This is a genomic window from Dysgonomonas sp. PF1-14 (assembly GCF_029892965.1).
GTDB lineage: Bacteria > Bacteroidota > Bacteroidia > Bacteroidales > Dysgonomonadaceae > Dysgonomonas.
Genome location: NZ_JARXWN010000002.1, coordinates 113,619 through 133,990, shown reverse-complemented (window position 1 = coordinate 133,990; position 20,372 = coordinate 113,619). Strand labels below are relative to the sequence as shown.

Annotated in this window: 24 protein-coding genes; 14 read left to right on the top strand and 10 right to left on the bottom strand. The window is 38.6% G+C overall.

Annotated features, from left to right (window positions below):
- Positions 1-15: 15 nt before the first annotated feature.
- Complete coding sequence (locus tag M2448_RS02880) at positions 16-384, bottom strand: YccF domain-containing protein (RefSeq protein ID WP_280644776.1); 369 nt, start codon at positions 382-384, stop codon at positions 16-18.
- 343 nt (positions 385-727) lie between these two features.
- Between M2448_RS02880 and M2448_RS02875 the strand changes: the two genes are divergently transcribed.
- Positions 728-1,126, top strand: a complete 399-nt coding sequence (locus M2448_RS02875) for a lipocalin family protein (protein WP_280644775.1) — start codon at positions 728-730, stop codon at positions 1,124-1,126.
- Between the two features lie 42 nt (positions 1,127-1,168).
- On the opposite strand, the gene M2448_RS02870 is transcribed toward M2448_RS02875, so the two are convergent.
- The 3 genes from M2448_RS02870 to M2448_RS02860 form a co-directional block, all read right to left on the bottom strand.
- Positions 1,169-2,158 (bottom strand): hypothetical protein, encoded by a 990-nt coding sequence (locus tag M2448_RS02870; RefSeq protein WP_280644774.1) that lies wholly within the window; start codon positions 2,156-2,158, stop codon positions 1,169-1,171.
- A 187-nt stretch (positions 2,159-2,345) separates the two neighbouring features.
- On the bottom strand, positions 2,346-2,759 hold the full coding sequence (locus M2448_RS02865; RefSeq protein WP_280644773.1) for a hypothetical protein: 414 nt from the start codon (positions 2,757-2,759) through the stop codon (positions 2,346-2,348).
- Between the two features lie 130 nt (positions 2,760-2,889).
- The gene (locus M2448_RS02860) at positions 2,890-3,705 is read right to left on the bottom strand and encodes a hypothetical protein (protein ID WP_280644772.1); all 816 of its coding nucleotides are present in this window, start codon (positions 3,703-3,705) and stop codon (positions 2,890-2,892) included.
- A gap of 256 nt (positions 3,706-3,961) precedes the next feature.
- Between M2448_RS02860 and M2448_RS02855 the strand changes: the two genes are divergently transcribed.
- Complete coding sequence (locus tag M2448_RS02855) at positions 3,962-4,234, top strand: zinc ribbon domain-containing protein (RefSeq protein ID WP_280644771.1); 273 nt, start codon at positions 3,962-3,964, stop codon at positions 4,232-4,234.
- 114 nt (positions 4,235-4,348) lie between these two features.
- Here M2448_RS02855 and M2448_RS02850 read toward each other — a convergent pair whose 3' ends face one another.
- Positions 4,349-4,882 carry an N-acetyltransferase gene (locus tag M2448_RS02850; protein ID WP_280644770.1) on the bottom strand — a complete coding sequence of 178 codons (534 nt, stop codon included), beginning with the start codon at positions 4,880-4,882 and terminating at the stop codon, positions 4,349-4,351.
- Positions 4,883-5,064: 182 nt separating this feature from the next.
- On the opposite strand from M2448_RS02850, the gene M2448_RS02845 reads away from it, so the two are divergent.
- Positions 5,065-5,649, top strand: coding sequence for a hypothetical protein (locus M2448_RS02845; RefSeq protein WP_280644769.1), 585 nt, complete (start codon positions 5,065-5,067; stop codon positions 5,647-5,649).
- Between the two features lie 337 nt (positions 5,650-5,986).
- Complete coding sequence (locus tag M2448_RS02840) at positions 5,987-6,358, top strand: hypothetical protein (protein WP_280644768.1); 372 nt, start codon at positions 5,987-5,989, stop codon at positions 6,356-6,358.
- A 57-nt stretch (positions 6,359-6,415) separates the two neighbouring features.
- Here M2448_RS02840 and M2448_RS02835 read toward each other — a convergent pair whose 3' ends face one another.
- A complete protein-coding gene (locus tag M2448_RS02835; RefSeq protein ID WP_280644767.1) occupies positions 6,416-7,366 on the bottom strand; it encodes an NAD(P)-dependent oxidoreductase in 951 nt (316 codons plus the stop codon).
- A gap of 114 nt (positions 7,367-7,480) precedes the next feature.
- Here M2448_RS02835 and M2448_RS02830 point away from each other — a divergent pair, with 114 nt between their 5' ends.
- Both M2448_RS02830 and M2448_RS02825 read left to right on the top strand, forming a co-directional pair.
- Positions 7,481-7,615, top strand: a complete 135-nt coding sequence (locus tag M2448_RS02830; protein ID WP_280644766.1) for a hypothetical protein — start codon at positions 7,481-7,483, stop codon at positions 7,613-7,615.
- Positions 7,616-7,736: 121 nt separating this feature from the next.
- Positions 7,737-8,651 carry an arginine deiminase-related protein gene (locus M2448_RS02825; protein ID WP_280644765.1) on the top strand — a complete coding sequence of 305 codons (915 nt, stop codon included), beginning with the start codon at positions 7,737-7,739 and terminating at the stop codon, positions 8,649-8,651.
- 521 nt (positions 8,652-9,172) lie between these two features.
- On the opposite strand, the gene M2448_RS02820 is transcribed toward M2448_RS02825, so the two are convergent.
- Positions 9,173-9,745 (bottom strand): phBC6A51 family helix-turn-helix protein, encoded by a 573-nt coding sequence (locus tag M2448_RS02820; protein ID WP_280644764.1) that lies wholly within the window; start codon positions 9,743-9,745, stop codon positions 9,173-9,175.
- Between the two features lie 459 nt (positions 9,746-10,204).
- Between M2448_RS02820 and M2448_RS02815 the strand changes: the two genes are divergently transcribed.
- The 7 genes from M2448_RS02815 to M2448_RS02785 all read left to right on the top strand — a co-directional run bounded on the left by M2448_RS02815 (position 10,205) and on the right by M2448_RS02785 (position 17,187).
- The gene (locus M2448_RS02815) at positions 10,205-10,345 is read left to right on the top strand and encodes a hypothetical protein (RefSeq protein ID WP_280644763.1); all 141 of its coding nucleotides are present in this window, start codon (positions 10,205-10,207) and stop codon (positions 10,343-10,345) included.
- A gap of 765 nt (positions 10,346-11,110) precedes the next feature.
- Positions 11,111-12,016 carry a DUF6268 family outer membrane beta-barrel protein gene (locus tag M2448_RS02810; protein ID WP_280644762.1) on the top strand — a complete coding sequence of 302 codons (906 nt, stop codon included), beginning with the start codon at positions 11,111-11,113 and terminating at the stop codon, positions 12,014-12,016.
- Positions 12,017-12,027: 11 nt separating this feature from the next.
- Positions 12,028-12,324: a hypothetical protein gene (locus M2448_RS02805; protein ID WP_280644761.1), complete on the top strand. Its 297-nt coding sequence runs from the start codon at positions 12,028-12,030 to the stop codon at positions 12,322-12,324.
- 843 nt (positions 12,325-13,167) lie between these two features.
- A complete protein-coding gene (locus M2448_RS02800; protein ID WP_280644760.1) occupies positions 13,168-15,630 on the top strand; it encodes an endonuclease MutS2 in 2,463 nt (820 codons plus the stop codon).
- A gap of 10 nt (positions 15,631-15,640) precedes the next feature.
- Positions 15,641-16,156: a hypothetical protein gene (locus M2448_RS02795; RefSeq protein ID WP_280644759.1), complete on the top strand. Its 516-nt coding sequence runs from the start codon at positions 15,641-15,643 to the stop codon at positions 16,154-16,156.
- 31 nt (positions 16,157-16,187) lie between these two features.
- Positions 16,188-16,433 (top strand): hypothetical protein, encoded by a 246-nt coding sequence (locus M2448_RS02790; RefSeq protein WP_280644758.1) that lies wholly within the window; start codon positions 16,188-16,190, stop codon positions 16,431-16,433.
- A 91-nt stretch (positions 16,434-16,524) separates the two neighbouring features.
- Positions 16,525-17,187: an oxidoreductase gene (locus tag M2448_RS02785; RefSeq protein ID WP_280644757.1), complete on the top strand. Its 663-nt coding sequence runs from the start codon at positions 16,525-16,527 to the stop codon at positions 17,185-17,187.
- Positions 17,188-17,264: 77 nt separating this feature from the next.
- Here M2448_RS02785 and M2448_RS02780 read toward each other — a convergent pair whose 3' ends face one another.
- Positions 17,265-17,570, bottom strand: a complete 306-nt coding sequence (locus M2448_RS02780; RefSeq protein ID WP_280644756.1) for a hypothetical protein — start codon at positions 17,568-17,570, stop codon at positions 17,265-17,267.
- Between the two features lie 226 nt (positions 17,571-17,796).
- Between M2448_RS02780 and M2448_RS02775 the strand changes: the two genes are divergently transcribed.
- Positions 17,797-17,961 carry a hypothetical protein gene (locus M2448_RS02775; protein ID WP_280644755.1) on the top strand — a complete coding sequence of 55 codons (165 nt, stop codon included), beginning with the start codon at positions 17,797-17,799 and terminating at the stop codon, positions 17,959-17,961.
- Between the two features lie 405 nt (positions 17,962-18,366).
- On the opposite strand, the gene M2448_RS02770 is transcribed toward M2448_RS02775, so the two are convergent.
- Both M2448_RS02770 and M2448_RS02765 read right to left on the bottom strand, forming a co-directional pair.
- On the bottom strand, positions 18,367-19,362 hold the full coding sequence (locus tag M2448_RS02770) for a histidine kinase (protein ID WP_280644754.1): 996 nt from the start codon (positions 19,360-19,362) through the stop codon (positions 18,367-18,369).
- A gap of 10 nt (positions 19,363-19,372) precedes the next feature.
- Positions 19,373-20,131, bottom strand: a complete 759-nt coding sequence (locus M2448_RS02765; RefSeq protein WP_280644753.1) for a LytTR family DNA-binding domain-containing protein — start codon at positions 20,129-20,131, stop codon at positions 19,373-19,375.
- Positions 20,132-20,372: the final 241 nt, after the last annotated feature.

Genomic DNA, 20,372 nt, shown 5'->3' with positions numbered 1-20,372 from the left:
TCTGTGTTTTAAATCTCACTCTACCCTCTTTCCGAAAGGTACCAGTGCCAAATGAATTAGTTTAAAATGTTGTTTACCAAAGGGAATACCTATGATTGTGATACAGAACAGGAGCCCCCAGAACAAGTGAGTAAGGGCAATCCAGAATCCACCTATAATAATCCAGATTATATTCATTACGAGACTAAGGCACCCCGAAGAATTTTCATCCTCTACTATCTTACTGCCAAAAGGCCATAAAGCCAATATACCCATCTTGAATGCCTGTATGCCGAATGGGATACCAATAATAGTAAGCATCATCAGGAAACCCGAAATAAAGTATTCGAGAGCAACCATAAATCCCCCGAAAACAACCCAGATAATATTTCCTAATGTTTTCATATATCCTTTTTTAATCATTAAAATTGATTAAGCAAATATAGTAAAAATATATAATGAGATTTAGTAACTGATTAAATTTGAACGAAAATATTTCATATAACTGTTTCTGATTATTTTTTTGCTCTTATTTTCAAAGATCGCTTCTGTTGTTAACTGTTGGCTGATGGATATTAACCGAATATATCCTATAGATAAATTCTTTCATTTTTCATTACAGCAAGTTCTTTTAATAGAAATTTATTCGTTATTTTGCATGAAGTAAATTCACATGACAAACAAACAATATACAATACTGTAATTATTGAGACACAATAAGACTGTCTCTTTTTAGTTATTAATGATCATGAAAAGACACCTTTACCTCACAATATCTATAATGCTGCTAACCGCAGTTTTTACATTCTGTACACCATACAGTAGCGATAAGATGAATATGCAAATGATACAAGGACGATGGATGTTGGTAGATACACGCCATGCGACAAAGAAGCTGGATACCGTTTATATCGACTACAACAAACAGCAAACCTTTATCGTTTTCAACAAAGATACCTTTACCCAGTATATGCCCTATCTTAACGATACTGTTACCCTTACCTTTAATATACACGAATACATGCTCAGCCTGAATAATGACAGTGTGCGAAGCAATACTTTCAGTATTGTCAGCCTGACTGCCGATTCCCTCATTCTGAAAAATAAAAACAGCATCCGCAAATACAAAAAAACAGAGCAACAGTAAACCAGTTACCATTGCTCTTTATATTATCTGACTTGTATATTATTAATCATCTACACGTAGTACATCGAATTCATATTTCACAAAAATGGTTACATCCTGATCATAGCGGGTTTGCTTAAGGTCTATATACTTATTTCCACCCCACGATGTCACCCACATATAGAAGCTTTTATCTCCAACCTCTACTCCGTCATAAATCGGAATGAAATTGATAACATCATCTATGATGACCAGCCTGTGATCGCGCTGAACCTCGTTGCCTTCCGAATCTTTAGATGTCATTATACAGCGAGGCGTATTACCCTCTTTGTAGAATTTATACTTCGTGCCTTGCAATATTCTTGTCATGCTTACCGACTCTGATACATTGAGGTCAGGATTATAGTAGCGGCAGTTCTCTATCTGCCAGCTCCCCGTAGACATATCAGGAAAATCGATCACTACCTTCGCCGGATTCACGCCATCGGTCGCAGCAGGTGCGGTTTTCACATTACGGTAAGCATAGGCATCTGTCACCTTAAACTTTGTTCCGTCTTTTGTACGCCCATCATATGTACGATCCCACTTTATAATACCCTTAGTAGTATTTACCTCAGAAGCCCGCCTCCATGTAGTAGTATCAATTCCTGTATAGTGGCTTTTCCATTTGAAAAGAACGGAATCCTTCCGGGTACAGAAATAACCTAATTCGATCTGCTCACCGATAGGATTTTTAGTCCTAAACCTGTATTTATAACGGCTATCTTGAGGATGTACAGTTCCATCATCAAAAAACTCTGTTCTGAAACCATCGAGTGCTATAAGACGGAATCCCGGGTATATCATTTGGCTACTGGTTCCCGGATTGGATATCAAAGCCTTTGAAGAATAATAACCTTCCCACTCACCAAACAGATCTAATGGAGGAATTGTGTCAGGGCGTCCTGTAGTAGGCGGTGGCGGAGGCGGAGTAGGTTCGTCGCTATTATTAGAACAACTCGCAAAGCCAAGTGCAAGCAGGGCTATAAATAAAATGTAAAAGACTTTTTTCATCGTTTTGTAGAATGAACCATTGTGTATAATTAAGGTGACAAAGATACGTATTTATGTATCAATAAATATAGATAATTTTCGTTTTTTATTATAATTAATAGTAATTCATATGATTAACTATTTCAATAATTGCTTTCGTTACAATAAACGGAAGTATCTATAAAATATTGTCTACCGAGGGCAGAACTTATCTTTTCAATATCATCTTATACTCGTAATCGTAGTCTATAACGGCGACACGCAACTCATCTTTCGATTTGGAAAGGATTTTTAATATGAGCTGTTTAGCAGGTTGTCGGCTTGCCCTTTTATTCAGATAGTCGCGATAGAACACTTTTACCGAATCGCCCTCTATCGTATATTTTCCGGTGACATTGAACAGGATAACTCCCTCGGAAGCTTCTCCCTTATGGAACACCATATTGTCTCTAAAGATATATGTGTCGGCAAAGTCTCCCGATAAACGCACGCTATCACCCTCTATGCGCGCCCACTCTATCCATCGTCCGGAAATATCTTCCAGTGCAAGCTGATTCTGGGAGTTCATCAGCATCGGAAAGGCTAGTAATAAGACAAGTATTGCGATGAGACACTTTTTCATATCGTTTATGTTTATTGAAATTACTATTATGGTAAAGATATTATAAATACAGATTATCCTTCAAAGACAAGGTGCATATCTTTTATAAAATATACACCTTATCCATCCTTATACCCTAACCTTAAAACACTTACCTCATACGTCCCGAGTTAGAAGCTAAACGGTAATTGCTGCTTTTTGCAGATGATGAACGGCTGTTGGATTTACTGTTTCCGCTTCTCTCTCTGCTAGAGCTTCCCGAAGAGCTGTAACTGCTGCTACCATTGTTTTTACTTCTGCTCTGACGAACGTTATTATTTTTGTTATTATCAGTTCTGCTATTGCTTTTGTCCGAACGATAATTGTTATTGCTCTTATTATTATCCTGACGATAGTTCTTCTGATTATCCGATCTGTAAGTATTATTATCGCGACGGTTGTTGTTAGATTTATAATTATTCGAATAATTATTACCTGTACGGCCGTTGTTATAATATTTATCACTTCTGTGATTATTCGATCTGTCGTTCGCATACCAGCTAACCCTGTTGTTGCGGCTATCACGGTAACGGTGGTCGCGGCTGTCGCGTATCACTATCTGATTGTGGTGGTGATGTCCTCTGTATCTTGCATAATCTCTGTAGTGAGTGCTATGATATCTCCAAGGCTGATTTACGTTCAATACTACTTTGTATAGCCCGTACAAGTCGTAGTGGCGATATGCGTATGGCAGATAGCGTGCCGAAATCCAGCGCCCCCTATCCATGTAATAGAACATCGACATATTCACATCGTAGTAACAATCTATATCAGGGAAATAGTAATATCCTACATAATCGTAACCGACGGGTCCCCATGCCGGTTGACGCCCTATATTGATACTTATATTTATGCTTTGGGCTTCAACTGTATTGTAAAAGGAAGTAGCTCCAAGTAATAATGCGAATGCTAATATAAACTTTTTCATAATGGTAAGTATTAAAAGGTGAATACTCAATTTTCATCTCTTTGTATCTTTGATGCTATCGGCGACAAAAAGATTAATCACCTCCCCCGTCTTTAACTTTAATTAACCAGATAGGCTTGTTCTTATTTTTTAATCATTCCCTGAAAGATATTTTTCCCATATAGATAAAATAAACATAATCTGTTAAATAAAGGTTCGGGAGATTTACTTATATTCGCATAACTATCTACATTTAATAATACTAATACTAAACATCATGGATCAAAAGTTTTGCCAAAGCTGTGGCATGCCGCTAAAAACCAGCGAAGATTTTGGAACAAATGCCGACCAAAGTCCAAATCAGGAATATTGTCATTATTGCTTCAAAGACGGAAAATTCACCAAAGACCTCACAATGGACGAAATGATAGAACGTTGTGCTCAGTTTGTAGAAGAATTCAATAAAGACTCGGAGCAAAAATTCACAAAAGAAGAAGCTATTGCACAAATGAAGTTATACTTCCCTAAACTAAAACGCTGGGCAAACTAATTCTCGACTAAGAACGATAGAAGAAATAATACCGACAGCTCTATAACTGCATGACTACACTAGCCACAGTTAATGTTTTGTCGGTTTCTTTTATTTAGTCAGGGATCAATCAGTTCAAATCTCCTCGAACTCTCTGGCATACCTTACTGTGCCCTTTACATCCGATAAGCCGCCATCTACAAGTTCTACTCCCATAAAGGCATTTGCAGGAACATTGAACGGTGCTTTTATCTGCCATTTGGTAGTCGGCTCAAATCCATATCGCGGATAGTAATCGGCATGTCCGAGTACGATCACCGACCTATAGCCTAGTTGTTTTGCCTTCTCCAATCCGTAACGGATCAATCTGCTGCCTATACCTCTCCGCTGCAAATCGGGGCTTACCGCCACCGGAGCCAGAGCAAGGCTTTCTACCTTAGTATCGTTATTCTCTATATTGATCTTCGTAAACAGTATATGCCCCACTACTTTAGCATCGAGCATAGCTACCAGTGAAAGATCGGGGATAAATGCATCACTCAACCGTAAGCGGTCTACCAGACGGGCTTCGTCTTTTCTGTTGAATGCATTGGAGTTGATGTTATAAACAGCCGGAAAGTCTCTGACCTCTTCCTGCCTTATTTCTATCACCAAGTTATCATCGTCCATAGTTACAGGGGATTATAAGGTCACTAAAGGTAAGAATTTTATACCGGATAAAAAAGAAATATATGTGAAACAACCTTTTAAATTCGGAAAGAATTGCTATTTTATCTTAAAAAGAATTACCTTTGCGCCAGAGTTAAAAACTAAAAAGATTTAGGTACACAAACTAAAAATTTTAATCAGTTATGAAAAAATTATTCTTTATCCTGTTTACATTAGGCACAGTATTTACATTCACAGCTTGCGGTAGCGATGATGATCCGGTTCCTGTAGATTACACATTATATGATAAATCGGAAATCATCGGAATACAAAATGGAAAAGTTGATATCAGTCTTTCTTTAGGAACTTACACTCCCTACAATGATGAAGTTGCAAAAACTCAATTTATGACATCTACTTCTAACAGCGGTGAACTCAACTTGTTTGTAGGACCACCAAATGAGATTGGGGGACCAATTACAACTTCAAATTTTAAGAAATCTACTGATGGCACATATTACACTTTCGATTTTGCAACATTAGCCGAAGTGCAGAAATCAGGAAATGAAATACCTGCATACATCACCGATTGGTATTCAACCTCAAACCCGACTAAAATTGTTATTAAAAATCTGACTTCAACTGATGCTAAATATAACAAGGCATCTAAAACAATATCTTTCACATTGAAAGGTGCTTTAGAGATATATACTAAAAATGCAGAAGGTGAAGAATCAAAGGTAGGAGATAATACTATCACATATAAATTTAAAGAATTAGTGAAATAATTTATTTCCAATCATCATACTTAAGAGGCTTTTTCAAAAAGCCTCTTTTTTTATTCCATTTAAGACCGATCTCATATTTGGCTTAGCCGATTATTATGTCAAAGAACACTGGCTATTTATAAAGGGTGTCAATATCACATAGAAACATTATATATAACTTTTTATGACATTTTGATTCGCCATTAAAAATTTACCCTTACATTTGTATCGTGATTTAGGTTATTAAAGTTTTATTTAGACATACGCAAAGAATACCATGATATATCAATGGGAATTCTTTGCTTTTTTTATGTCTTGTTATTTACTAAAGATTGTTTTATCAAAAAAAAATTAGGTTATGAAAAGGTTATCAATTTTATTCGCTGCTGTACTGCTTTTCAGTATCAGCTCTTACGCTCAAAATGGTGATGAATACAACGTTTTGTGGAGCTTGAATCAAAAAACTACACAGAACACAGTTACTGACTACGTAAAAGCAAGTCCGGAACAATCGGAGCAACTGCAAAAAATATTTTACGACTCAACTCAACTGCTTGTAAATGCTCTGACAGACAACAGCAAGAACGATGCTCGGAAAGCATTGTATTACAACATTGCCAATGCTAAATCGGTATTGTCTCAAAAACAGTTCAAAAAATATCTTGAAATACTGAATATAACATACCACCAACAACAGGAAAATTTCACCTCAATGGTAGACAATAAATAAACCATTTAAGTATTGTTTGATAAAAGACGGATCGCTCTCGATTCGTCTTTTGTCTTTTTAGAAAAGATCTATCCCTTCCTTATAAGTCTTATACTTCAATTCAGGCAAAAGTTCCTGACGCATACGACTTGTATCGCCGTAATACGAAACCATTCCTATTTTTACAAAGTCTCTGGTCAAAGGGCTTCTTGTACCAAACAAGGCCGAAAACAGTTCGAATCCTCTGGCGGCAGTCATTATCATCCACACAGGCATCCGCCATGGCTTATGATTTCCTTTATATACAGTTATATCATCCAGAAACTCCTGTAAGGTCTGCACCCCTTCGTCACCCACATGATATATTCCTCGTACATCCGGTTTCAGAGCGGCGGCAATAGTAGCATCCACAAAATCGGGTTTCGATATCAGATGTATTTCTGTAGGCTTCTTCCATACACCGAGTAACCAATGACGGGCAAACCATTGTCCGGCATCTATCATCAGTATTCCCTGGCCATATACCATTCCTACACGCAACGATACGGCTTCGAACCCATGTTTGTCCCCATACTGAAAAAGAAGTTTTTCTTCCTCCAGCCGCGTACGGGCATGTGCCGATTCAGGATTACCTGAAAGCACACCCTTTGCAGGATTTTCGGATGTACATTCACCCTCTACATGCGGAAAACTGATAAGGATGACGCGCTTAACCTTTTGCCGAACAGCTACAGTCAACAGATTTTTGAAATACTGTGTATTGGTTATTGGCAAGAATTTCTCCGGATTGGCTTTAAACAATATTCCTGCAAAATGCACGATTACGTCCACTCCCCTCAAGGCATCGGACAAGGTTTCCTTTTTTGCCAGATCGGTTCTGAATACCGACACGTTCTCTCTCTGCTTCAAGTCATCCGGCACATCGTTGTTGTGGATAAGCAGATTAAGGTTTACATCCATATCCTTCATTCCTTGTGCCAGTAATCCGCCCAGATTTCCGGCAGCACCTGTTATAGCTATTCTTGTCATGTCTCTTATATTTTGTATTGCTAAAATAAGGAATAAATATCATCTTATCAATTCCAAATACTTTTTCCATACAGATAAAATTCTCCGCCTTTCATAACAATAATACGCTAATGAATGGCAAAACGCAGATGCGATACCTGTGCCCTGCTTATACAATCAGTTACTATAACTTTAGCTAAAACTGTATTGGCTAAGGCCTTTCGCCTGTCGTTTCTTCAATCTCATCAGGTTGAAACAATATCGAAATAAGGATTGTTTATAGAGTAAGATAAACTACCGCAAAGAATCGATTCTGCCTTAAAAAGGAAGATACATTTCCGAAAACGGCTGAAAATCTTATCTTTGTATATAGATGAAATTCTAATTAGATATGATATTAAATATACAGAACGAAACTTCACAACTAAAAACCGTCGTATTGGGACAGCCTTACTCGTTGGGAAAAGCCCCATCGTTGGAAGAAACCTATGATGCCAAGTCCTACGAATCGGTTCAGAAAGGAATGTACCCCGTAGAAGAAGATATAGCAACGGAAATGACTGCCTTCGAAAAGGTATTCCTCAAATATGGGGTGGAAGTCCTCCGCCCGCTCATTCTTCCTAACTGCAATCAGGTATATGCCCGCGATGTGGCATTTGTGATAGACGACAAAATCATTACATCGAACATCATTCCCGATCGTGCCGATGAACAGGAGGCCTACGCCCCTATATACAGCGAAATAGCATTCAACAAGATATACAACCTGCCCGAAAAAGCCCATGTGGAAGGCGGAGATGTAGTATTGTACAACGACACCATATTCGTAGGTACATATACGGAGCGCGACTACCCCGAGTATAAGACCGCACGTACTAATGCCTATGCCATTGCATTTCTGAGAGAGCTATTCTCCGAAAAGACTTTCATCCCGCTCGAACTGGAAAAGGATGACACCGATCCGCGCAAAGGAATCCTGCACCTCGATTGCACATTTATGCCTGTCGGTAACGACAAGGCCATTATATACAAGGGCGGATTCAAAGACATAAACGATTACCAGTTCCTTGTAGACTTTTTCGGCAAAGAGAATGTATTCGACATTACACGCGAAGAAATGTACTACATGAATACCAATGTGTTCTCCATATCACCCACTGTTGTTGTCAGCGAAGAACGCTTTACTCGCCTCAATCAATATATGCGCGACCAATGGGAGCTAACTGTAGAAGTTGTACCCTACTACGAAATATCGAAAATGGGTGGGCTACTGCGCTGCTCCACTTTACCACTGGTGAGGGAATAGTTAGTGCTGAGTTACTTCGTCCTATCGGGCAGTTACAAGTTACAAGTATTTATCTTTGCGTGAGGCCTTTTTAACTAAAACCTGACAAAACTTACTCTTTTTACCATTTTTTTTTACTCTCTTTTTAAGCCTCTTCAAAGAAGCAGGATTATTTAGTTCTACCTGTTGCCACGCCTTTTAAGGCGTAGGTTAGAAGTAATACCTAAAACGACTTTAGTCAAAATCTGTTTTGGCTAAAGCCATTTCGTAATGATCTACCTTATTCCTCCACTTAAAAGTGGGGCCAACTGATTAAGTAATTGTTTAAATTTGACCGAAAACATTTCATATAACTGCTTCTGATTATTCTTTTGCCCGCAACTATATCGGGCGAAAGATATTTCGCCCCTACAGAATTGAAAACGACAATAAATATTATGTATTACTTAATGCAAAATAAAATTGCCAATCAAATTTAAACAGTTACTAAAAAGAAATTAGAACATAACAAGCATGCCCTTTGGAGAGGTCGGTAGGGGCTGTTATTCATCCTTCTTAAACGCGGTCTCGTCAACCCTTTCTTTATCAGACCAAATGCCGCCGGGAGCATATTTCTCGTCTATCATCTTCTGACGCTTGTCCCAGTAGTCGGGCTCATCCATCGCACGCAGCATGTCGGCTGTATGCTGGTCGGGTACATTGATGATCATCGGACGGCGCGAGGGGCTGTTGTCGGCTTCGCGGCGTTTGTCGTTGCGGTCGAGCACGTATTTGATGGCGCGCAGATCGGGCGGACATTGTTTCTTACGGACGGTACGGGTTTTTAGTATTTGTACTTCCGAGTTGCTTCTGGCGAGTTCATACACGCAGCGCTCTTCGGTGAGTACACAGCCTTCGAGTTTTTGTTTTAGCGATTTGCGGGCAATGACTACCAGTGCATCGTCGCGGCGGTCTATGGCTTCGTCTATCTTACGGCGAAAGTCGGGCTTGGTGTTCCGCCATTCATAGTAGGTGTGTCGGCTGATCTTCAGGGCTTCGCATATTTCGGTGATGGTGTAGGTGTCTTCTTCTATCAGGCGGATCATTTTTTCAACTAAACGGTCTGAGTATTTCATAACTTTATCTTTTTTATTGGTTTATACTTTTCAGGTATAGATAAAGTTATTGGGAAATAATACATACTCTAAATACATTTCAGTACATTAGCACAATGTAAATAATTACACATCTTAACTCAAAAAAAGCTATGCACATGAAGAATATATTAATTTACTTTCTTTTATAGATCAGCTCTACAGGCATTTTTTCACAGGAATATGACCTAGACAAGACTGTACTGTCGAAAAATGTAATCAAGGAAAAATGCGACAGAGAATTACTTATTATACGTAATGAGATTTATGCCCGTCATGGTTACGTTTTTTCAAATGAAATGCTCAGTGATTACTTTAATTCACAACATTGGTATAAACCCATAGCCGACAATAAACAGATAAAACTGAATAAAACAGAAGAGGAGAATATTGCGCTTATTTCTATCGAAGAAGGATCAAGGAAAGATAAATACAAGGCTATTGATAACTATTTCTGAGATCATCAACGGCTTTGATGAATGTACCGAATATATGTCGGAAAATGAATTTGCCTATATGTGGATATTCAGAATAAATACAGATAACAGCATTGTTTTCTACAAACTCGCAATTGCAGGATGATAGAAATTATAAAACTTGTGGTTAGAAATTATAAAAATTAACAATCATATAATCCATTCGCCATATATTTGTATTGAATGAGTTAAAAATCCAAACTTAACACAAACTACAATTCTACGCTGTTAATTTCAAAAAATAAAGGAGATCTGAATCACATACAGATCTCCTTTGTTCGTTTTATATAGCTACCTATTATTTATGCCAATCAGTATTTGTTATTGTATTGAATAAACGTTCGATTTCTTTCTACGCGCAATCATAGATTGCTTGTATTCCTTTTGCCAGAAGCCGCAAAAGGAATCAAAAAGTCTTTAGCGCCCCGCTTCATAGCACGACCCGTAAAAGGGCTTAAAGGCTAAACAAAAAAACTCGCTCATGGTTTTTACATAATACGAACCAACGGCTAAGCTCAAACACGCTTTTGTTTTACGCCTTTCTCTCCCTACGGGTACCCCGTCCATAAAGCTAACGGCACGGGCTAAAGCACGATCTGGAGACAATAAATAAAGGGGGTTACTTGTAACTTGTAACTGCCCAAAGGGCGAAGTAACTAGTAACCAATAAACGAACATATAATCTCAAATACTGATTTGCATTACTCATAATTTATAATTCTTTCCGTCTTATAGATAAATTTTTCTATTCTTCATTTTTATCCCACTCCCCTTAAACTAAACTTCATCTGCCCGATTATAAACCTCATCAGTAAAATATTTCGTAAAAGCCTGCATATATGTTTCTTTACATCAATTTCAATAAAAAGCGATGAAAAAAATCTTGTATATCTCTATCTTATTCATTTGGGCAATAAGTATAAAGCTTCAGGCACAGGCTGATTTGAAAACTGAATACATGACTCCCTCTTCATTCAAAAGCGAAGATGGGGAAAATCTGGGTTCTGGCAGCCTATACAAAATCTCAGGAAGATATGACCTGCCCATCTCCACAAAACTAAATAGTCTGGGGCAGCCAACCTCCTGGATGGTATCACTTGCCGGATCATACGGCATTCTGCAAAATGATGGAGCAGCAACAAGCTTCAACCCGGATAAAATACTCAATGCCGGCATCAATATTACATATATGAGACCCCTATCAAAAAAATGGATGCTTGTTTCCACCTTAGGTGGCGGCATATACTCATCACCTGACGAAATCGGGGCAAAAAGTATATTGGTTAACGGAGGAGCTATTTTTATGTATAAGGTAAGAAAGAATTTCGATCTGGGGATAGGACTGGGACTTACCAACTCGTTTGGCCCGCCCATCGTAATGCCTATTGCTGTAGTCAACTGGCATCTGTCGGGCAAGTACGAAGTAAGAGCCAATATTTCCAACGGAATGAAAATTTACGGAGCCATGAAACTCAATGATAAGTTTAAGGTAAAACTGGTAGCAATGGAGATGGACGGTATGTCGGCGGTTATGGATATCGATGGACAATCTATGATCTATTCCTCCCTTACCATAAAATCATACCTCAGTCCGGAATATAAAATAGGTAAACATTCGACGCTGTATATGAATGCAGGAGGAGCATGGCTAAGATCAACTTCTCTGACTAAACGTTCTCTCAAAGATTTCTTCAATAATCTGTTTCACGACAAAGACCGTAATATGGACTTCTATCCAGCCGGCTATTTCGCCATCGGATTCAAATACAAATTCTAAAAACAACTATTATGAAAAAGATTATCCTCCTGATACTTATATGTATCGCAACATCTTGTGCATCCCATAAAGATATAGCAAGCACTGATAATAATATGAAAAAGGTAACTACAGGAATGTCGAAGAAAAAAGTCATTTCAATTATGGGCGACAACTACGAAGTCATTTCATCTCAGAACAACACCTATACACTAGGCTACAAAACGGCTGACAATGGTGTATATAAACTTGTTTTCACCGACGACAAATTAGTAAAATGGAATAAAGAACAGAGAAAAGGCAAACCCGCCAAGAAACGCAGAACCTAAGCATTTCCCTTTTTATTAGACATTATATGCAATAAAAGTATCGAATGTAATTTTTAGGCGCATTACTATCCACGACTTAAAAGTCGTGGATAGTAAGAAGAACCGGTAATGACTTTAGTCGAAGCCATTTTGACTAAAGCCTTACGCCAGTATTACTTTTTCACTTCCACTTAAAAGTGGAGGCAACTAATATTCAGTTTATATAACTCAATTCAATACAAATTCCATTTCTATTATATATAAACGATCGATTCCCGAAGGCTATACTCTAACAGAATATTCTTTGGGAATCAATTTTTTCGTATAATATGTTATTCTGATCGTTTTCGAAATAAAAAACCAATGCTTTAAGGTTGTAAGTCAACGGCCAAACCCACACATCACTTTCACAAGCTAGGTACGAGAATGCTTATCTTAAAGGAGCCATTGTCGGAGTAATAAATGCCCAATATATCCGAAGTGTCCTTGCAGCATTGGTTTTATGTTATATTATTTGTAACACTATTATTTCAATAATGTTCAACATCTAATTTAATGGAAAATGTATTTTTTTGTAGTTAGTCAATATTCTTAATTAAAACTTTGTTTACAAAGTGGGATTAGACAAATATTCAATATCAACCTATTACTGTTTATTCGTTAGTGTAAAGCATTAACGTTATTATAGTTCTGTTATTGTGTATTTTATTTTGACGCACTAATGCTTCTCGCTTACTTATTAATTCACGCTGTAAAAATACTATTTTCTTTTTATTATGCAAACACTAACAGCCTTAAATCTTCCAAAGAGCCATTTAAAATTACTCAAATTGTTATCTTTGTACGCTAAAATAATAAAAGATCGTGATTTATCCTGAGAATTTCGAATCAAAAATTGGATTCGACAAGATACGCCAGCTACTCACAGCCAGATGCCTGAGTCCACTTGGAGAAGAACAGGTAGAGGAAATGTCTTTCTCTGCCGGCTACACATATATAACAGAAGCACTATCCCAAACTGAGGAATTTATCCGCATAGTACAAGAAGAGGACGATTTCCCTACAAACTATTTCCTGGATGTACGTCCTTCCCTGCGAAACATCAGAGTAGAAGGTACATGGATAGACGAATCGGCATTATTCGACCTTCGCCGTTCGCTACAGACAATTCGCGATATAGTAAGCTTCCTGAAAAAAGAAGATGAAGAGAACACACCTTATCCGCACCTCTATGCATTGGCCGGAGAAGTAGTTGTATTTCCACAACTGATAAGTAAGATAGATAATATCCTCGACAAATTCGGGCGTATAAAAGACAATGCTTCGCCCGAACTGAACCGCATACGCAAAGACATAGCCCACATTTCGGGAGGCATATCTAAAAGCCTGAATGCCATACTGCGTTCGGCTCAAAGCGAGGGGCTTGTAGAAAAGGACGTAACGCCGACTATGCGTGACGGGCGGCTTGTAATACCTGTAGCCCCTGCCTTTAAGCGCAAGATAAAGGGAATAGTACATGACGAATCGGCTTCGGGAAAGACCGTATTTATAGAACCGGCAGAAGTAGTGGAAGCAAACAATCGCATACGTGAACTGGAAAGTGAAGAACGGCGCGAAATCATAAAAATACTGATCGCATTCACCGACCTGTTGCGCCCGTTAGTCCCCGAGATTATTCAGTCATATGAGTTTCTGGCAATGATAGATTTTATCAGGGCTAAAGCTACATTTGCAATAGACCTCAATGCCATAAAACCCGACATGGAGGACAAGCCGCTGATACGCTGGTACAGAGCTAAACACCCTCTCCTATTTATATCGCACCGTAAACAGAACAAGCAAATAGTACCGCTGGATATAGAACTGGAAGACGACAACCGCCTGCTCATTATATCGGGGCCTAACGCCGGAGGAAAATCCGTATGCCTCAAAACTGTAGGACTCCTTCAGTATATGGTGCAATGCGGAATACCGATCCCGTTAGCAGAAAACTCCAAAGTGGGTATATTCGAGAATATATTTATAGATATAGGTGATGAGCAGTCTATCGAGAACGACCTGAGTACATACAGTTCGCATCTGACTAACATGAAGTTCTTTGTCAAAAATTGCGACAAGAAAACCATTCTGCTGATAGACGAATTCGGGGGTGGAACCGAGCCGCAAATTGGCGGGGCTATTGCCGAATCGTTACTCAAACGCTTCAATGAAAAAGGTGCTTTTGGGGTCATTACTACTCACTATCAGAATCTGAAACACTTTGCCAATGAGAACAAAGGTGTTATAAATGGAGCCATGTTGTACGACCGCCACCTGATGCAGCCGTTGTTTACACTGGCTATAGGTAATCCGGGCAGTTCGTTCGCCATAGAGATTGCACGCAAGATAGGCTTACCCGAAGATGTAATTGCCGATGCCTCTGAGATTGTTGGCAGTGACTATATCAATATGGACAAGTACCTGCAAGATATTGTGCGTGACAAACGCTATTGGGAAAGCAAACGACAGAACATTCGCCAGAAAGAGAAGCGGTTGGAAGAAATAACGGAAACATATGAAACCGACCTCTTATCAGTAGAGAAACAGCGAAAAGAGATCGTCCGTCAGGCAAAAACCGAAGCCGAACGCATCCTGTCAGAAGCCAATGCGAAGATAGAAAATACAATACGCACTATCCGCGAATCTCAGGCTGATAAAGAGAAGACAAAGCTTGCTCGTCAGGCTTTAGGTGAATTCAGAGAAGGGCTAGCTAACGAAGACGGTATAGCCGATGATAAGATAGCACGCAAAATACAGAAACTGAAAGACAAGGAAAAGAATAAAAAGCAAAAGGATAAGCTACCCGAAAAGCAGAAACAACATACTATTGCCATCGGCGACAATGTGCGCATCAAAGGGCAAACATCTGTGGGGCAGGTACTCGATATACAGAAAAATAATGCAACAATAGCTTTCGGTATGATAAAGTCGACCGTAAAACTGGATACATTAGAGTATGTAAGTAAGAATCAGGTAAAACGCGAAACTAAGACTACCCTTGTAGGCGCAGCCGTTAGCAGTGATATGCGTGAAAAGAAGCTGAACTTCAGGCAGGATATAGATGTGCGCGGTATGCGTGGCGACGAAGCCCTGCAAGCCGTCATGTACTTCATCGACGATGCCATACTTGTAGGTATGTCGCGTGTGCGCATACTACATGGAACAGGAACAGGAGCTTTGCGCCAGATTATCCGCGATTACCTGCGTTCGGCATCGGGTGTCAGCAATTATCAGGACGAACACGTACAGTTTGGAGGTTCGGGCATTACAGTTGTAGATTTGGAATAAATATTTACATTTGAATTCGAAACCAATCTGTATAAGTATGGATACTAATGCTTTACAACATATCGTTTGGGTCAGTGGGATAGTGATTACCGCCTTACTTATTCTTATTTGTCCGGCCATATGGTGGAAAATATCCAAAAAGAAAGATGCACCATTCAGACCAAACATGATTAATGTATTTTTTCAGACACTTATATCCATTCCTTTCATTCTGATTATAGGATTAATAATAACATTAGTAGTTGATAGTTATTTAATAGAAGACTCCTCTAAAGAATTTTCAAGTGAAAACTGGCATAAGTATGCAGAAAAACGTACTGAATATGCAAATCAGATTGTAGACAATCAACTACTCATCGGAAAAACCAAAGAAGAGGTAGTAGCCATATTAGGAAATGATACGGTTAATTATTTCAGTTTTGGAATTAGATACGATTTGGGCAATCAATCAGCTATAGATCGCTACTGGCTACTTATTCATTTTGAAGATGGCAAAGTATATGAGGTTATAAAAGCCGGTATGTAAAACAATTTAGTTACTAAAGAAATACTAATTAATGGATATTATCATTGGCAACGACGGAGCGTTATCGTTTGATTTTTCTTTCGATATTATCATCGCACTATTAATTATAGCTATACCTTCTTTTTTCCTTTCCCGATGGATATTAGGCAGAAAGGCAAGACCGGATAAGCCGAAAATGTTATACATTGTGATCGCAACCATATTGCTGACTATTATTATATATATCCTGACAGCTATCATCGTATATTACATTATCATTAAATATTATATTACATAACTCACTGATTCGGGAAATCATCATATCAATCAAAATATAAACTGGCACTATTATTGATATAGATATATCAAGAAACTATTAATTTGAATAAATGGCAAAAACAGCAATTATAATAGGAAGTACAGGGCTAACAGGCACACACCTGCTAAAAACACTGCTTGCAGGCGATGCCTACGACAAGGTTATTAGTTTTGTACGTAAAAGCACCAAAATATCGCATCCTAAACTGACACAGCACATTGTAGATTTTGACAATCCCGATTCGTACGAAGAACTAATGGAAGGGGACGATATGTTCTGCTGTCTGGGTACTACCATCAAAAAAGCAGGAAGCGAAGCTGCATTCGAGAAGGTAGACCTCGAATATCCTGTACAGTTTGCAAAAGTAGCCGTACAAAAAGGGATAAAACAATTTTCCATCATATCCTCGATAGGAGCAAATATCCAGTCCGGCAACTTTTATCTGCGGACAAAAGGACGCTGCGAAGAAGAACTCAGAAAACTTGCTTTTCAGTCTGTATCCATCTTCCGCCCCTCCTTTCTCGATGGTAACAGGAAAGAATTTCGCGCAGGGGAAAAAATAGGTGGGTTTATTCTTAAAATATTTTCATTCCTGCTGCTTGGTAAGCTCAGAAAATACCGCCCGATAAAATCTAAAACTGTTGCTAAGGCTATGTATGCCGTCGCACAGCAGGGAACGGTAGGCTATCATGTTTATGAATCGAATGAAATATCAGAAATAACTGACCAATAAGAAATAATATATCCTTAATCTAAGAAAGCCGGTTGCAATAGTATTATACAACCGGCTTTTCATTATTATTTTGTTTATTATCGTCCGAAACCGAAATGTCCATGCATATTGTGCATGCTTTGCATCCGGCTTTCGAAAGCTTTTTTCTTTTCATCGACAAATGCCTGTTTTTCATTATCCGACATCTTCATCCATTCCTCGCAGCGGGCATCTATAGCTTCTACAGAGAAACGGCCTTCGCATTTGTCAAAGCCTTCCATACGCTTGTTCATAAACTCCAGTTTTTCACTGTCGGTCATTTTAGACCATTCTTCTCTCATTTTATTTCTTGCATCTTTATCAAAAGGGTTTCTTCCGAAAAATCCCATTCCAAATTCTCTCATTGCTATAATTCTTTTTTGTTTTACATTTTACAATCTATTTTTTACTAAGAGCTCTCTACTATTGAAGACGACTGAGACTAAAAAATATTTTAAGATATAGTGAGAAAAATGCTTATTTATGATTTATACGAACCAACGGCTAAGCTCAAACACGTTTTTGTTTTACGCCTTTCTCACCCTACGGGTGCCCCGTCCATAAAGCTAACGGCGCGGGACTAACGCACGATTGGGTGATGATTATCCTGTCTTGTCGGCGCGTGCGACTCTGTGCATTAGCTCCGCAAGCGGGCACCTGTCCGGTGCAGGCGGCGTAGAAGGGGATGGGGCGATAGCCCGTTTGTCCCCTTCAGCCGTCAAACCGTTGACAGGTCGCAGAGGAGCGAAGCACTAGACTTTTGTTTACTTTTTGGCAATGAAAAAGTAAAAACAAGCACGAGAGTGCGCGTTAGTCATGAGCTAAATCTATTAACTCCAGACTAAGATTAAGGTTATACAAATTGAACAATTAATTCCGACTACTGATTCGTATGAGTTATAAATTATAAAGGTAGGGGCGTAAAATCTTATATCCGATTGATAGAAAAGCGATCTTTGAAGAAAAACGGCGAAGCCAAAATGGGAGAAAAGATGTAAGTTTTGTAAGGCTTTAGTTAAAAAGTTGGATGGAACTGTAGGGGCAGCGGCTTGTCCCTGCCCGTTGATTATATAGGCAGGCACCTGCAAGGGATGCCCCTACGGGAAAAGCAAGCAATAAAACAATACAAAATTTGTAAGAAGTGTAAGGTTTTAGTTAAAATTACAGACTGCTTATAAATGGAATTTTCACAATGAACTCAGTATCGGACTGAGTTATATCAATGATTTTATTGTGTAGGGAATATTGTTTTTGCAGGTTACTTAGCCCTACACCACCTTTATCTACCGAACTCCGTAGCTGAAGGTTGTTGGATATAATTATATTTTCGCTTGTGATATGAAACCGGATAGTGAGCGGAGAGTCTTTAGTTGTGATGTTGTGCTTTATTGCATTTTCGGCTATCAACTGTAAACTGACGGGTATTATGTATTTATTTAAGCTTGAGTTGTCATCTTTAATTATTTCGATATGAAGCGCATCTTCGAAACGTACCTGTTCCAGAAATATATATGATTCCAGAAACGAGAGTTCTTCTTTTAGGGTAACTATAGGTTTGTCATTGGTTAATAACAGATAGCGGTAAACACCGGACATCTTTTTAGCAAAGAGATTTGTTTTGTCGGGGCTTTCGTATGCCAGTGATGAAAGTACATTCAGACTGTTGAACAGGAAATGAGGATTAACCTGAGCCTTTAGTGTCTCGTATTGGTATTGTATTTTTTCTTTTTCGGCTATTGCCAGCCTTTTTTCGGTGTCGGCTTGCCTCTGGTTGTAGAAAAATATCTCGATGAGTAAGACCATGATAGTATTCCAAACTATCAGGGAGAGCGCAAGTCTGGTAATATAATCGAATATATTCAATGGCGAAAGAATATAGTTCCCGATAATAGCAAAGGCTATAACGAACAAAGATGTTATTACCAGATCGGTCAGAACGCGGATAGCATTGTCTTTCAACCTCAGTCTCTTATAGACGGTGTTAATGATAAGGAAATCTATCGCTCCTATAAAAATGGACGCAGGGAGGTTTATCAGATATTGAAACAAGAAATCTTGTTTAGTATAGTCCGCATTCAATAACATAAACGCAGCCTGACACATTAGTTGGATTAGTGCGGTTATCAGAATAAACAGGAGTATATGTTTTTTATTCATTGCAAAGTGTTTAGATAATGCCATCTACCCATTTCAGAAAATCGGAAACTCGTTCGCGGCTGATTAATATTTCGTGCGGGCACTCCGGCTGGAAGCTTAGCTTCAGACGACTATTAAAGTATTTGGAGATCTTTCTGATGGAACTAATATTAGCTATGCAATTGCGCGATACTCTGAAAAATGTTTTGTTATCCAGCTGGCCTTCTATTTGGGTTAATGTATAGTCTATAATATATCGTTTGTCAGCAAATGTGTGCAGGAATGTGACTTTATCTTCACTGTAAAAGAATGCGATTTCATTTATACCGATATGGTGGTATGTATCACCTATTTGAGTCAGGAAACGATTCCTTTTGTAATTACCTATCAGTGTTTCTTGCAGTCTCTTATAGTCGGTATCGGGTTGCTTGGCAGAGTGTAGTTGCTCGTATTTGTTCAGTGCCGCAAGTAAATCTGCCTCTTCGATAGGTTTCAGAAGATAATCGATGCTGTTGACCTTAAATGCTTGGATGGCATGTTCATCATAGGCTGTAGTGAATATTATAGGAGTTGAAACTTCGATTTGTTCAAATATTTCGAAGCAGCTGCCATCTGCCAGATGGATATCCAATATGATCAGATCGGGGGTATTGGTTTTCAGGAATTGGATGGTTTCGCGGACTGTTTCAGTTCGGGCTGTAAGTTGATAGCCGGGGCGTAAGCGCCCTGTCATTCGCTGTATTTCTTCATAGGCGAAACGTTCGTCTTCTACTATCAGATATTTTATCATTAGATATATGATTTGTATAGTGTACAAAAATACGGATAAACAAGATGGGAATACGAATATAATCAGATGAACTTTAAGATTGATGGGATGAAGTTTATGTTTGTGAGCTTACTTTATTGTTGTTGGATGATGAACTCTCCATTTTTCCTCTGGAAAACTAAAGCGTTCTTTTTTATATTCGTTCTAAATAATAGGGAGTGTTTGTTGTGTGTATGTGGCAAAAATTGCGCATCTTTGTACC